This is a genomic window from Caulobacter sp. UNC279MFTsu5.1 (assembly GCF_900114015.1).
In the GTDB taxonomy this organism is placed as follows: Bacteria; Pseudomonadota; Alphaproteobacteria; order Caulobacterales; family Caulobacteraceae; genus Caulobacter.
The window spans coordinates 13,550-26,868 of record NZ_FORN01000012.1; the positions used below are offsets into that span (position 1 = coordinate 13,550).

11 protein-coding genes are annotated in these 13,319 nt (G+C 68.6%); 5 read left to right on the forward strand and 6 right to left on the reverse strand.

Annotated features, from left to right (window positions below; genetic code table 11):
* Positions 1–5 precede the first annotated feature (5 nt).
* The gene (locus BM066_RS08995; RefSeq protein WP_177218417.1) at positions 6–581 is read right to left on the reverse strand and encodes a PadR family transcriptional regulator; all 576 of its coding nucleotides are present in this window, start codon (positions 579–581) and stop codon (positions 6–8) included.
* 151 nt (positions 582–732) lie between these two features.
* Positions 733–2,871 carry a M3 family metallopeptidase gene (locus BM066_RS09000; RefSeq protein WP_089926489.1) on the reverse strand — a complete coding sequence of 713 codons (2,139 nt, stop codon included), beginning with the start codon at positions 2,869–2,871 and terminating at the stop codon, positions 733–735.
* Positions 2,872–3,101: 230 nt separating this feature from the next.
* Here BM066_RS09000 and BM066_RS09005 point away from each other — a divergent pair, with 230 nt between their 5' ends.
* Both BM066_RS09005 and BM066_RS09010 read left to right on the forward strand, forming a co-directional pair.
* The gene (locus BM066_RS09005) at positions 3,102–3,953 is read left to right on the forward strand and encodes a glutamate racemase (protein ID WP_089926492.1); all 852 of its coding nucleotides are present in this window, start codon (positions 3,102–3,104) and stop codon (positions 3,951–3,953) included.
* A gap of 142 nt (positions 3,954–4,095) precedes the next feature.
* Positions 4,096–4,638, forward strand: a complete 543-nt coding sequence (locus BM066_RS09010; RefSeq protein WP_089926495.1) for an SRPBCC family protein — start codon at positions 4,096–4,098, stop codon at positions 4,636–4,638.
* A gap of 72 nt (positions 4,639–4,710) precedes the next feature.
* Here BM066_RS09010 and BM066_RS09015 read toward each other — a convergent pair whose 3' ends face one another.
* The 4 genes from BM066_RS09015 to ahpC all read right to left on the reverse strand — a co-directional run bounded on the left by BM066_RS09015 (position 4,711) and on the right by ahpC (position 10,513).
* Positions 4,711–6,375 (reverse strand): hypothetical protein, encoded by a 1,665-nt coding sequence (locus BM066_RS09015; protein ID WP_089926497.1) that lies wholly within the window; start codon positions 6,373–6,375, stop codon positions 4,711–4,713.
* A 201-nt stretch (positions 6,376–6,576) separates the two neighbouring features.
* Positions 6,577–7,965: an intermediate filament-like cell shape determinant CreS gene (locus tag BM066_RS09020; protein WP_177218418.1), complete on the reverse strand. Its 1,389-nt coding sequence runs from the start codon at positions 7,963–7,965 to the stop codon at positions 6,577–6,579.
* A 268-nt stretch (positions 7,966–8,233) separates the two neighbouring features.
* Positions 8,234–9,823 (reverse strand): alkyl hydroperoxide reductase subunit F, encoded by a 1,590-nt coding sequence (gene ahpF, locus BM066_RS09025; protein WP_089926500.1) that lies wholly within the window; start codon positions 9,821–9,823, stop codon positions 8,234–8,236.
* A 126-nt stretch (positions 9,824–9,949) separates the two neighbouring features.
* The gene (ahpC, locus tag BM066_RS09030; RefSeq protein ID WP_089926503.1) at positions 9,950–10,513 is read right to left on the reverse strand and encodes an alkyl hydroperoxide reductase subunit C; all 564 of its coding nucleotides are present in this window, start codon (positions 10,511–10,513) and stop codon (positions 9,950–9,952) included.
* A 183-nt stretch (positions 10,514–10,696) separates the two neighbouring features.
* Between ahpC and BM066_RS09035 the strand changes: the two genes are divergently transcribed.
* The 3 genes from BM066_RS09035 (at position 10,697) to BM066_RS09045 (ending at position 13,307) form a co-directional block, all read left to right on the forward strand.
* Entirely contained in the window at positions 10,697–11,647 is a 951-nt protein-coding gene (locus tag BM066_RS09035) for a hydrogen peroxide-inducible genes activator (RefSeq protein ID WP_089926505.1), read from the forward strand.
* A gap of 19 nt (positions 11,648–11,666) precedes the next feature.
* Positions 11,667–12,653, forward strand: a complete 987-nt coding sequence (locus tag BM066_RS09040) for a TraB/GumN family protein (RefSeq protein ID WP_089926508.1) — start codon at positions 11,667–11,669, stop codon at positions 12,651–12,653.
* Positions 12,654–12,866: 213 nt separating this feature from the next.
* On the forward strand, positions 12,867–13,307 hold the full coding sequence (locus tag BM066_RS09045; protein WP_143093696.1) for a hypothetical protein: 441 nt from the start codon (positions 12,867–12,869) through the stop codon (positions 13,305–13,307).
* Positions 13,308–13,319: the final 12 nt, after the last annotated feature.

The following is a 13,319-nucleotide window of genomic DNA, read 5'->3' on the forward strand; positions in this document are numbered from 1 at the left end:
GACGGCTAGACCCCTTCGATGGCCGCGGCCGCGTCGTCCATGACCTTGGCGATCGCCGCGACCTGTTCGGGGGTCAGCGAGCCGGAGGTCAGCTTCAGGCGCAGGGCGGTCTTGAGGTTTTCCCGAGCCCGCATGATCTGGGGCGAGAAGGCGGCGCTCTGGGCGGCGGCTTCGGCCATGCGGGTGAACAGGCCGTGGACCGGCTGGCTGTTGGCCTCGAGGAAGGCCCGGCCCTCGTCGGTGATCGTGTAGAGCTTTTTGCCGCCGCCCGCGTCGGCCGCGGTGACGTAGCCCAGCTCCTCCAGCAGAGTCAGGGTCGGATAGATCACGCCGGGGCTGGGGGTGTAGGCGCCGCCGGCGGCGGTCTCAACGGCCTTGATCAGCTCGTAGCCGTGGCTGGGCTTGTCGGCGATCAGCTTCAGCACGACCAGGCGCAGGTCGCCATGGTCGAAGAACCGGCCCATGCGACCGCCGCGACGATGATGGCCCTCGTGACCGTGGAAACCGAACGGATGGCGGCCGAAGGGCGCGCCGTGATGACCGCCGTGGCGGCCGTGGTGGTGGGGGTGACGTCCAAACATGTGAGCTTTAGATCCTGTTTCGTTATATCGAACTTACAGATATATCGGATTGCGCGAAGGTCAAGAGCGTTTTCGATATATCTGAAACCGATCGAAACGAGATACGGCTAGGGGCAGGCGCATGCGCCTGTCCCCAGTCCGCGCGCGGGCCCTAAGTTCCCGGCGGAACCGGGAAGCCGCGGTTGCGCATCAGGGCGCCGATCTTCACGTCGCGGCCGCGGAACCGGCGGAAGGCCTCGCCCGCGTCGACGGTGTTGCCCACGCTCATGATGTCGTCGTGCAGGCGCTTGGCCACGGCCTTGTCGTAGAAGCCGCCTGGAGCCTCCTCGAAGGCCTCGGCGGCGTCGGCGGTCAGGGTGTCGGCCCAGATGTAGTCGTAATAGCCGGCCGAATAGCCCTCGCCGGAGAAGATGTGGCCGAACTGGGTGGGCCGGTGGCGCATGACGATCTCGGACGGCAGGCCGATCTCGTCCATGGCCGCCTTTTCGAACGCGGCCGGGTCGATGGCCTGACCCTTGGCGGCCAGATGGATCTTCATGTCGTAGATCGCCGAGGCCAGGTATTCGACCGTCGAGAAGCCCTGGTTGAAGGTCTTGGCCTTCTCGATCTTGGCCACCAGCTCCTCGGGAATCGGCTTGCCGGTCTGATAGTGGATGGCGAACTGGCTCAGCACCGGCTTGGTCGGCAGCCAGTGCTCGTTCAGCTGGCTGGGGAACTCGACGAAGTCGCGAGCGACGTTGGTGCCGGCCAGGGCGGGATAGGCGACGTTCGAGTTCAGGCCGTGCAGGGCGTGGCCGAACTCGTGGAACATGGTGGTCGCGTCGTCCCAGGAGATCAGCACCGGCTCGCCGGCCTTGCCCTTCACGAAGTTGCAGTTGTTGGAGACGATCGGGGTGACCACCCCCTTGAACGTCTCCTGGGTGCGGTACTCGCTCATCCAGGCGCCGGACTGCTTGCCCGCCCGGGCGTAGGGGTCGAAGTACCACAGGCCGACCCGTTGACCGCCCTTGGTCACCTCCCAGACGCGAACGTCCGGATGGCAAACCGGCACGTCGGTGATCTGGGTGAAGGTGAAGCCGTACAGCTGGCCCGCAGCCCAGTGGATGGCCTCGCGCAGCTTCTCCAGCTGCAGGTACGGCTTGACCGCGTTCTGATCGAGGTCGTAGCGCGCCTTGCGCACCTTCTCGGCGTAGTGGCGATAGTCCCAGGGGGCGATCTTGAAGGTGGCGCCTTCCGCGTCGGCAACCTTTTGCATGTCGGCCACCTCCTCGTGGACGCGGGCCACGGCCGGCTTCCAGACCTGCATCATCAGGTCCATGGCCGCCTCGGGAGTCTTGGCCATCTGGTCGTCGGTGATCCAATGGGCGTAGGTTTCGAAGCCCAGCAGCTGGGCCTTCTCGGCCCGCAGCTTGAGGATCTCGGTGATCACCGCCTTGTTGTCGTGGGCGTCGTTGTTGTCGCCGCGCGACACCCACAGCCGCCAGCCCTTTTTGCGCAGGTCGCGACGGTCGGAATAAACCAGAAAGGGCTCCATCGACGAGCGGGTGTTGGTGATCAGCCACTTGCCCTTCAGGCCCTTTTCCTCGGCGGCGGCCGCCGCGCCGGCCTTCACCGAGTCCGGCAGGCCGGCCAGGTCGCCCTCGCCCAGCTCCAGGGTGTAGCCTTCCTCGTCGGCCAGCTCGTTCTGGCTGAACCTGGTGTAGAGGCTGGCCAGCGCCTGGTTGATCTGGCCGAGGCGAGCCTTCTTGGTCGCGTCCAGCGCCGCGCCCTGGCGGGCGAAATAGTTGTAGATCACCCACGTCAGACGCTTCTGCTCGGGCGTCAGGTTCGAGGTCTCGCGCGCGTCGTAGACGGTCTTGATGCGAGCGAACAGTTGCTCGTTCTGGACGATCTCGTCGCCGAACGCCGCCAGCTTCGGCGTGGTCTCGGCCTCGACTTTCTGCATGGCCGCGTCGTTCATGGTCGAGGTGAACACCCCGAACAGCGCGGTGACCCGGTTCAGGGTCCGGCCCGAGTCCTGATAGGCCGCCAGAATCCCTTCGAAGGTCGGCGCCGAGCGCTTGGCGGTCAGAGCGAAGATTTCCTGCCGCTGCTGCGCCATCGCCGCCTCGAAGGCCGACGCGAACAGTTCGGGCTTGACCTTGTCCAGCGGCGGCAGGCCGCCGTGCGGACCGGTCCACGGCGCGATCAGGGGGTTGGCGGGCGGGGCGGCGGCGGGGGTGGCGGCTTTGGCGATCATGGGCGTCAGGGCGCTCGCGCTAGCGGCGGCGAGGAAGGAACGGCGCTTCACGGCGGGTCTCCGAGGGAACGGACCTCGACCCTAGAGCGTCGCGCGGCTTTGCAGTAAGCGCTTTCCCGCGGAAATCGTCCCGTGAAGCATGAATTCGACGACAGAATTGCGCGCCGGGTTGGTCTTCCTAAGGCTCGTTCGTGCGCGGCATCGGGTTCTGCGCGGGACCTGCACGAGATTCTCAAGCGCCGCGCGTGGACGGTTTCGCAAGGGCGAGGTAAGCCAAACACATGTCCATCGGCGTCTTCGACTCCGGCGTGGGCGGCCTCACGGTCCACCGCGCCCTCGTGAACCGTCTGCCCCAGGCGGACTTCGTCTATCTCGCCGACCAGGCCAACGCCCCCTATGGCGGGCGGCCGGGCGAGGAAGTCGTCGACCTGACCCGGGCCGGCTGCGAGCGCCTGTTCGGAGCCGGCGCCAGCCTGGTGGTCCTGGCCTGCAACACCGCCTCGGCCATCGCCCTGCGCCGCCTGCAGCAGACCTGGCTGCCCGGCTATCGCAAGGCGCTAGGCCGGCCGATCAACGTGCTGGGCATCATCGTCCCGACCATCGAGGCGGCCACCGGCCTGCCCTGGGAGCATGAGGCCGAGCGGCGCGGCGACAAGGTCGAACAGCTCGACGTGCTGGGCGTGTTCTCCACCCAGGGCACGACCAATTCGCGCGTCTACGAGATCGAGATCGACAAGCGCAAGCAGGACATCGCGGTGTTCTCGCAGGCCTGCCCGGACCTGGTGCCGATGATCGAGGCCGACGCCGGGGCCGTGGATCTGGCCAAGGCGGTCGAGGGCTATGTCCAGGCGCTGAAGACCCGCATCGGCCGCTATCCCGACCGGGCGGTGCTGGGCTGCACCCACTACGAGATCATCGCCGACATCTTCCGCGCCGCCCTGCCGGCCGGCACGCCGGTCATCCACCAGCCGGCCTCGACCGCCGACGCCCTGGAGCTCTACCTGCGCCGCCATCCGGAGTTCGACCCCGGGACCGGCGGCTCGCGCCAGTTCCTGACCACCGGCGCGCCGGGGCCGCAGAACGGCTTGGTGGAGAGCTTTTGGGGCGGCCCGCTGCGGTTCGAGGCGGCTTAGCCCCTCCGGCACCTTCCCCCAGGTGGGGAGGATCTAGAACGCCAAGATGCTCCCCACCTGGGGGAGCTGTCGCGAAGCGACCGAGGGGGTTGACGCCACCTGCGGACGGACCACCCTTCCCCGACCAACGGGAGGGCCGCCCATGAAAGACCTGCTGACCGCCGCCGCTCTGGCCTTGACCGCCACCGCCGCCCTTTCATCTGGAACACGCGCCGAGGTCGTCGACGCCCAGGCCAACGGCTTCGAGGTCAGGCGCACCGCCGTGCTGAACGCCCCCGCCGACAAGGTCTACGCGGCGCTGGCCCAGCCCTCGCAATGGTGGAGCAAGGACCACACCTGGTCGGGCTCGGCGGCCAACCTGTCCCTGGCCCCGATGGCCGGCGGCTGCTTCTGCGAGAAACTGCCGAACGGCGGCTCCATCCTGCACATGACCGTGGTCTACGCCCAACCGGGCCAGGGCCTACGGCTGTTCGGGGGCCTGGGACCGCTGCAGATGTCCGGCGCGGCCGGCCACCTGGGCTGGACCCTGACGGAGAAGGACGGCAAGACCACCCTGACCCAGACCTATGACGCCGGCGGCTACATGAAAGGCGGGCTCGACAAGATCGCGCCGATCGTCGACCGGGTTCTAGGCGAACAGTTCGACCGCCTGACAGCCTATGTCGAGACGGGCAAGGCGCCGTAGATCCCCTCAAAACGTTGTCATCCTGGACAAGCGCTGCGCGCTTCCCGGGATGAACGCTGAATGCCGCTCGGACTACTTCTCGTAAGCCGCCTTCTGGCTGAGCAGCCAGGAGAAGTCGGCCGTCAGTTGGCCCGATTGTTTTCCCTTGCCGCTCTTGGGATCGTACGCGGTCCAGACTCCGGCCGATGAGTGGCAGCCCAGGCAGCTTTCGGTCTGGAAGGTCAGGGTGTTGATCCCCGGCGTCACCGGCTTGCCCAGATTGTTGAGCGCCGAGTTCCAGACCGGCGGCTGGGCCGGGCCGGAGGCGAGGCAGTCCTGGCCGCTGGGCAATTCCTCGCCGTTGCAGGCCACCTGGTTGCCCTTCTGGAAGTAGGTTTCCATGGTGATGTTGGTCAAGAACACCGGGGTCGGGGCGCCGCCCGGCTTGTTGCCGATGGCGCCCGGCAGGCCGCCGTTCCAGGGCGCGGGCGCCGCCGTCGGGTCGGTCGGCCACTGGGTGTCGATCAGTTGGTAGTACTGCCAGACCGACCCCTGGGCCTTCAAGACCGCCTGGGCCTGGCGGTTCAGGGCGACCTTGTCGCCGGGGATCGGGATGCCGCGCCAGGCCTGGGTCGGGATGCGAGGATAGACGCCCTTCACCTTCTGCGGCAGCTGGTTGACCGCGCACATCGGGCAATTGGGATCGACGAACGACGGGTTCAGCTTGGGGTGGGCCACCGCGTCGACGTCCAGATTATCGACATGCTCGAAGGTCGACCAGATCCACTGCGGCGAGGTCTGGGTCTTGTGGCCGATGTGCATGCCGACCAGGCCGACCGTCACCTTGCGCTCCAGCTGCCTGCCGTCCGGACCCTGGTCGATGACCACCGCGGTGCTGGTGTAGAACCGCGTGAAGTCGTCCTTGCCGGGCTTGAGGATCCGCCAGGCGAACTTCAGCTCGAACGATCCGCTCCAGTCCTTGTCGGGCGTTCCGATCGGCATGGCCACCTTGCCGCCGCCCTTGGTGAAGGCGACCTGGCCGTTGATGTTGTAGAGGCTGTTGTCGCAGAGATAGCCGACCTCGTTGGGGTCGATCATGATCTCGTAATAGACGAACTCGCCGTTCTGATCGATCATCGGCCCGGAGAAGGCCTGGTTGATGTCGTCGCCGAGATTGGCCGCGTTCAGCTCGCCCACCGCCGACAGCACGCCCAGGAAGCGGGTGGCGCGCGGGTCGGCGTTGGCCGTGGCCTGGGCCGAGAACGGCGCCAGCCCCTTGCTGACCGGCTTTACCAGGTCGCCGCGGAACAGCGTCAGGGTCCGGGCCTTCGGCGAGACGCCGCAGGCCGCCGGCTTCGCGCCGTCGGTCTGAAAGATCGAACTGGAATTGTGCCACAGCGTCCAGTGCGGCGGGCCGAACCGGGTGTCGGTTAGCTTGGGCGCGGCCGCGCCCTGGCTGTTGGTGGGCCAGTTCAGCGCCAGGAACATCTGCCAGGAATAGAGGTCGAACTCGCGCTGCACCTCGGAGAACTTCTTGGCGTTCTCCAGCTGGGTCTTCAGCGCGATGTCGACGTCGCCCGGCATCTGCGGGGTCAGGCTGGGCGCGAAGTTGGGGAAGGCGGCCAGATAGGCCGGCTTGACCGGCGCGGCGGCGTCGATCGCCTGGGCGGCGAACAGCCCGCCTCCGCCGACCAGGCACACCAGGGCCGCGGTCAGCGCCCGCCAGCCGATCTTCCGTCCCGGTTTCGAGATCTTCATCGCGCCCTCCGCCCTGTTGGCTCGGGAGTCGCGCGAGGCCTCGCCTGCGTCGATCGCCCAAGCCTTGCCGCAAGGGTGATCATTCTATGGGAGAACCGTCAATATATGATCGTCATGGTAGAATCATGCAAACAAGAAGCCAAACAAAAACCCCGGGCGCGCGGCCCGGGGTCGATGTCGTCAGCCCTTGACCGAAAGTATCTAGCCGACGGCCTGCATGTCGTCGCTGGTGGCGCCCAGCAGGGCCATCTGCAAGCGCGAGCGGTCGCGGCGGGCCGATTCCAGGGCGCCTTCGGCCAGGGCGGCCTCCGAGCGGATCCGTTCGATCTCGGCCTGCATCTCGGCGACCTTGTCGTCGTGGGCGCGGCGGGTCTCGTCTTCCGAGGCCTGCAGGGCCTCGAAGCGGGTGCGCAACTGGGCGGCGCGTTCCTCGGCGCGCTTGAGCGCCTTCTCGTGGGCCCCGACGGTCTTGGCCAGCTGGTCGGCGCGCTCGATCGCGGCGGCGCGGGCGGTGTCGACGCCGGCATGGCGGCCACGCAGGTCCTCGACCTCGTCCTCCAGATTGCGGACCCGTTCCAGGGCGCGTTCCAGGGCGACGTTGAGATCGCCGGCCCGGCGTTCGACGGCCTGCTGCTGGGCGCTGCTCTCGTTGAGGCGGGCCGAGATCTGGCCGTTCATTTCCTCCAGCTTGTCGGCGCGGCCAGTGGCGGTCTCCAGGCGGGTCTGCAGGGCCAGCGCCTCGGCGCGACCGGCCTCGACCTGGGCTTCCAGCCCGCGGATCGTGCGGGCGCTGTCGGCCTGGACCGTGGTCAGGGCGTTGTCGGCGGCCAGCAGGCGGGCGCGCTCGGCGGCGACCTGGGCTTCCAGTTCGGTCTCGATGCGCGACAGGCGGGCCACGTCGGCGCCGGCCTGCTCCAGGCGCTTCTTCACCGTGCCCAGTTCTTCGGCCTGCAGGGCCGACTGCTGCTTGGCGGCCGACAGGGCGGCCTCCGACTCGCCGCGGCGGGCGTCGATGTCCTGGGTCTGGATCCGCAGGGTCTCGACGTCCTGCGCCAAGTGCTCGGCGCGGGCGGTGGCGTCGCGCAGCGCGGCCTCCAGCCCGCCGACCTTGAGCTCGGACTGCTGCAAGCCGTTGCGCAGGCGGTCGATTTCCAGCGCGCTGTCTTCCAGGGCGACGTCCAGCGACTGGCGGCGCGCCTCGGATTCGGTCAGGGCGGCGTCGGCGGTCGCCAGCCGAGCCGAAAGCTCGCGCTCCTCGGCCTGGGCGGCGGCCAGCTGGCGGGCGGCCTGGTCGTGGGCGGCGCGCAGGGCGATCAGCTCGGCATGCTCGGCGCGACGGGCCTCGAACTCCTCGGCGACCGGGCCGCGGATCTCGGAAATCAGCGGCTCGATGGCCCGCAGATGCTCGATCACCCGGCTGATGCTGTCCAGCCCGCCGTGGATGGTCTCGTAGCGGACGCCGATGGCCTGGGTGGCCTCGACCAGGCGGTCGCCGCCGCCGTCGGCTTCGGGCCGATCGTTCTCGGCGGCCAGCATCACGGGCTTGACGCCGCCCTTGGTGTTGCGATCGCCCTTCGACAGCAGCCTCATCTTGCCCACCCTCTAACGCCCCGCGACTCGACGCCCATCGCGCCGATTCGGCCCCTCAGCCGCGCAGAATCATTTGCCCATTCGTTAACAGGATAGCCCGCGCTCAAGATTGCTGTCGAGATCAAGATCGCGCGCCCGGCGAGAGGCGCAACGCCGCATCGCCAGATAGACGAAGCCGAAACGCGAAAGCCGCCGCGACGGCCTCGAAGGGCGGTCGCGGCGGCTTTGCACGGCCGATCGGCGGCGCTTCGGCCCCGTCGGGGAGACGTCAGGCGGCCTCTTGTTCGGCCGGAACGGCCGGCTCCAGACGGATCATGTAGTCGAAGGCCGACAGAGCCGCCTTCGAGCCCTCACCCATGGCGATGATGATCTGCTTGTAGGGCGTGGTCGTGGCGTCGCCGGCGGCGAACACGCCGGGCAGCGAGGTCTCGCCGCGATGGTCGACCTCGATTTCGCCCCGCGGGCTCAGGGCCACGCCGGCGTCCTTCAGCCACTCGGTGTTGGGCACTAGGCCGATCTGCACGAATACGCCCTCCAGGTCGACCTGATGAACCTGATCGTGGTTGCGGTCCTTGTAGGTCAGGCCGGTGACCTTTGCGCCGTCGCCCAACACCTGGGTGGTCAGGGCCGAAGTGACGATGCGCACGTTCGGCAGGCTGGCCAGCTTGCGTTGCAGGACGGCGTCGGCGCGCAGCTGGCTGTCGAACTCGATCAGGGTCACGTGGGCGACGATGCCGGCCAGGTCGATGGCCGCCTCGACGCCGCTGTTGCCGCCGCCGATCACCGCCACGCGCTTGCCCTTGAACAGCGGGCCGTCACAGTGCGGGCAATAGGCCACGCCCTTGTTCTTGTACTCGGCCTCGCCGGGCACGTTGATGTTCCGCCACCGGGCGCCGGTGGCCAGGATCACGCTCCGCGACGTCAGGCTGGCGCCGTTCTCGAGCTTGACCTCGATCAGCCCGCCCGGCGTCTTGGCGGGAACCAGGCCGACCGCCTTCTGCAGGTTCATGATGTCGACGTCGTAGTCCTTGACGTGCTGCTCGAGATTGGCGGCCAGGCGCGGGCCTTCGGTGTGCGACACCGAGATGAAGTTCTCGATGGCCATGGTGTCCAGCACCTGGCCGCCGAAGCGCTCGGCCGCCACGCCGGTGCGGATGCCCTTGCGGGCGGCGTAGATCGCCGCCGCGGCGCCGGCGGGGCCGCCGCCGACGACCAGAACGTCGAAGGCGTCCTTGGCCTTGATCTTCTCGGCTTCGCGGGCCGTCGCGCCGGTGTCCAGCTTGGCCAGGATCTGCTCCAGGCTCATGCGGCCCTGGCCGAACGGCTGGCCGTTCAGCAGGATGGTCGGGACGGCCATCACCTGGCGTTCCTCGACCTCGGCCTGGAACAACGCGCCGTCGATGGCGACGTGGGTGATGTTGGGGTTCAGGGCCGCCATGGTGTTCAGCGCCTGGACCACATCCGGGCAGTTCTGGCAGCTCTGCGAGAAATAGGTCTCGAAGCGGAACTCGCCCTCCAGGGCGCGGACCTGGTCCAGCGCCTCGGCGTCGAACTTCGGCGGGTGGCCGCCGACATGCAGCAGGGCCAGCACCAGCGAAGTGAACTCGTGACCCAGGGGCAGGCCGGCGAAGCGGACGTCCGCGTCGCCCGCCGCGCGGGTGATGGCGAAGGACGGCTTGCGGGCGTCGTCGCCGGCCAGGTTCAGGCTGACCTTGTCGGAGGTTCCGGCCACGTCCTCGAGCAGCGCGAGCATGTCCTTGGACCCCGCGCCCTCGCCCAGCGAGGCGACCAGCTCGATCGGCTGGCGCAGGTTCTGCAGATAGGCTTTCAGCTGGGTCTTCAGACCATCGTCCAACATGGCGGGCTCCGACTGCGGGGCGGCGGGTCTCCCGAGGGGGAGGAGAGACGCGACGCGGGAATTTCGAGTTTCAGACTATGGGGGGCGTCGCCGCGACCCGAGGGCCGCGGCGAGCCGTAAGTCGGCCTAGATCTTGCCGACCAGGTCGAGCGACGGGGCGAGGGTCTTTTCACCCTCTTCCCACTTGGCCGGGCAAACTTCGCCCGGGTGGCTGGCGACGTACTGGGCGGCCTTGATCTTGCGCAGCAGTTCGATGGCGTTGCGGCCGATGCCTTCGGCCGTCACTTCGGTGAACTGGATCACGCCTTCCGGGTCGACCAGGAAGGTGCCGCGGTCGGCCAGGCCCACGCCTTCGCGCATGACGCCGAAGTTGTTGGTGATCTGGCCCGACGGGTCGCCGACCATGACGTACTGGATCTTGCCGATCGCCGGCGAGCTGTCGTGCCAAGCCTTGTGCGAGAAGTGGGTGTCGGTCGACACCGCGTAGATCTCGACGCCCAGGCGCTGGAACGTGGCGTAGTTGTCGGCCAGGTCTTCCAGTTCCGTCGGGCAGACGAAGGTGAAGTCGGCCGGGTAGAAGAACACGACGGACCACTTGCCCTTCAGGTCGGCGTCGCTGACCTCGACGAACTTGCCGCCCTTGTAGGCCTGGGCAGTGAAGGGTTTGATCTGGGTGTTGATCAAGGACATGAAGTTCTCCTGCAGGAATTGCGAGGAGCCTTGTACGGAAGGGAAATCGATAGGGCCAATCGATTGTTTCATGCTTGGCGATAGCTCCAATCTATGCGCCCATCCTGTAGGCGCCTGAGCCGCCAGGCCAAGATGCGGTCGATTGCTTTTGGATTTCCAATAGATCCACCCTATGTAGGGCCGATGCTTCCCACCCTCCGCCAGCTGCAATATCTGAAGCTCCTGTCGGAGCACGGTTCATTCAGCCGGGCGGCCGAGGCCTGCCACGTCACCCAGCCGACCCTGTCGGCCGGCATCCAGGAGCTGGAGAAGATCCTGGGCGCGCCGGTCGTCGACCGCGCCCGCTCGGGCGTGATCCTGACCGCCGCCGGCCAGGAGGCCGTGCGCCGGGCCGAGGCGATCCTGGCCCAGGCCGAGGACCTGGTGCAGGCCGCGCGCGGGGCGGGCCAGCCCCTGGCCGGCCGGTTCCGCCTGGGCGTGATCCCAACCGTCGCCCCCTATCTGCTGCCGCGCGCCCTGCCGGCCCTGCGCGACCAGTTCCCGAAGCTGAAACTGTACCTGCGCGAGGACCTGACCCACCGGCTGATCGCCGCCCTCAAGTCCGGCGCACTGGACGCGGCCCTGATCGCCCTGCCCTACGACATGACCGGCCTGGACTGGGCCCATGTCGAGGATGACGAACTGCTGGCCGCCGCCCCGGCCAACCACCGCATGGCGGCCTTCGACCGGGTCGACCCCGACAGCCTGCGCGGCGACGACATGATCCTGCTCGAAGACGGCCATTGCCTGCGCGACCACGCCCTGGCCGCCTGCGGGCTGGAGCCGCCGCGCGGCGCCGGCCTGGGCGACGAGGAAAGCTTTGCGGCCACCTCCCTGCCCACCCTGGTGCAGATGATCGGCTCGGGCCTGGGCGTGTCGTTCCTGCCGTCGATGGCGGTGGCCGCGGGCCTGGCCCACAACGCGCCGGTCACCATCCGGCCGCTGGACTCCGACCATTCCACGCGCGAGATCGTCGTCGCCTGGCGGGCGGGCTCCAGCCGGGGCGCCGAGGGGCGGCTGCTGGCCCAGACCCTGCGCGACCTGCCCCCCGCCGCGCTTTCGCCACGGCATTCCGATACCCATCTGCCCCGGTGACCCACGAACGAGGACGGCCATGGTTCGAACCCTATCGGCGCTGATCGGCGGAACGGTTCTGGCCCTGACGGCGGCCGCGGCCCTTGCTCAGACTCCGCCGCCGCAGTCGGTCGAACTGTTCCCGCAAGATCCCGGCAGCGCCGTGGTCGAGGAGCTGCAGGTGGTCGCCCGGCCGCCCGGCCCGGCCCTGTGGCTGGTCGAGAAGGGCGGCGCCAAACTCTACGTCGTCGGCTCGGCCCCGCCCCTGCCGCACCAGCTGAAATGGGACAGTCCCCGACTGGACCGCGCGATGGATCAGGCCAGCCTAGTGCTGGTCCCGCCCGAGGCCTCGGTCGGCCCGCTGCAGATCACCAAGTTCTTCCTGACCGGCGGCGGCGGGGTGCGCCAACCGTTCGGCAAGAAGCTGGAGAACCGCCTGCCTCCCGACCTGCTGGCCCGGTTCGTCAGCGCCCGCGAGCGCGCCGGCCGCACCGGCGTGCCCTACAAGGACTGGAAGCCCGCCGTGGCCGGCTTCGTCCTGCTGTCGGACTTCCGCCAGGCGGCGGGCCTGTCCGAGGCCAAGCCGGTCAGCACCATCGAGCGGATGGCCAAGGCCAAGGGCGTCAAGGTCAAGGCGATGAGCCAGTACCGGCTGGGCCCGATCCTCGCCAGCGCCGGCAAGCTGTCGGACGACGCCAACCTGGCCTGCCTGCGCGACGCCCTGACCGAGCTCGAATATGACGGCGCCCATCCGACCGACATCGGGACCGACTGGGCCAACGGCGACCTGGCCAGCGTGCGGACCCGCTATTCGGCCTCGGCCGCGCAGCGTTGCGTGATGCGCGCGCCCGGCGGCCCGGCCCTGCTGGCCCAGCAGATTAGCCAGTCGGCCGACGCCTTGAACGAGGCCCTGAACCGGCCGGGCGTGACCGTCGCCGTCGTCGACCTGGCCTTCCTGCTTCCGGCCAACGGTGTCCTCGATCGCCTGAAGGCTTCCGGCGCGACCATCACCTCGCCCGCCGACTGAGACCCGCCCCCGCAAGCTTGAGCGCACGGCGAAATATCTAAGCTTCACAATACACCTTACGCTTGCACAACACGGATTTCCTCGCGAAGGTCATGGGGCCGAAGATCCCGGAGACGGATCGGCTGCGGGAGATCCATGTCGCCAATCCGACAATTCATGGCATGGGCCTGCGCCCTGCCCCTGATCGGGGCCATGATTTGCGCTGACGCGACGATGGCCTCGACTCCCGTCCTGACCTGGGACGGCGCGAAGCGGCTGGGCGTCCAATGCTTGGTCGATCCCGACCGGACGCCGGACCGCCGCCGGCTCCAGGCCGCGCTCTGCGACCGGGTCAGGGTCCTGGCCGCCGACAAGGCGCCGATCCCGGTCGTCCTGCTGGCGCCGGGCGATCCCGGCCTGATCGCCGCCGACACCGCCGTCCTGCTGTTCCACGCCAACGTTCAGCCCGCCGACGGCGGCGCTGGGAGCGCCCCGCTGCTGGTCTTCAGCCTGCGCGTCTTCCGCGCCACGGCCGCGCCGTCCGAGCTGTTCGGCGCCGCGCCCCGCGCGACGCGCCTTCCCGCCAAGGGGACCAATCCAACTCCCCAGTTCGACGCGGCCGTGAACGCCGCGCTCGCCGAGACCCTGCCGTGGCGATCACGGCCGGCCCCCTGACCTCGGCGGAAT

Coding starts and splice junctions, on each gene's coding strand:
- BM066_RS09045 (WP_143093696.1), top strand. CDS start 12,867: ATGGCCTCGACTCCCGTCCTGACCTGGGACGGCGCGAAGCGGCTGGGC.
- BM066_RS09005 (WP_089926492.1), top strand. CDS start 3,102: ATGTCCATCGGCGTCTTCGACTCCGGCGTGGGCGGCCTCACGGTCCAC.
- ahpF (WP_089926500.1), bottom strand. CDS start 9,823: ATGTTGGACGATGGTCTGAAGACCCAGCTGAAAGCCTATCTGCAGAAC.
- BM066_RS09035 (WP_089926505.1), top strand. CDS start 10,697: ATGCTTCCCACCCTCCGCCAGCTGCAATATCTGAAGCTCCTGTCGGAG.
- BM066_RS09020 (WP_177218418.1), bottom strand. CDS start 7,965: ATGAGGCTGCTGTCGAAGGGCGATCGCAACACCAAGGGCGGCGTCAAG.
- BM066_RS09015 (WP_089926497.1), bottom strand. CDS start 6,375: ATGAAGATCTCGAAACCGGGACGGAAGATCGGCTGGCGGGCGCTGACC.
- BM066_RS08995 (WP_177218417.1), bottom strand. CDS start 581: ATGTTTGGACGTCACCCCCACCACCACGGCCGCCACGGCGGTCATCAC.
- ahpC (WP_089926503.1), bottom strand. CDS start 10,513: ATGTCCTTGATCAACACCCAGATCAAACCCTTCACTGCCCAGGCCTAC.
- BM066_RS09040 (WP_089926508.1), top strand. CDS start 11,667: ATGGTTCGAACCCTATCGGCGCTGATCGGCGGAACGGTTCTGGCCCTG.
- BM066_RS09010 (WP_089926495.1), top strand. CDS start 4,096: ATGAAAGACCTGCTGACCGCCGCCGCTCTGGCCTTGACCGCCACCGCC.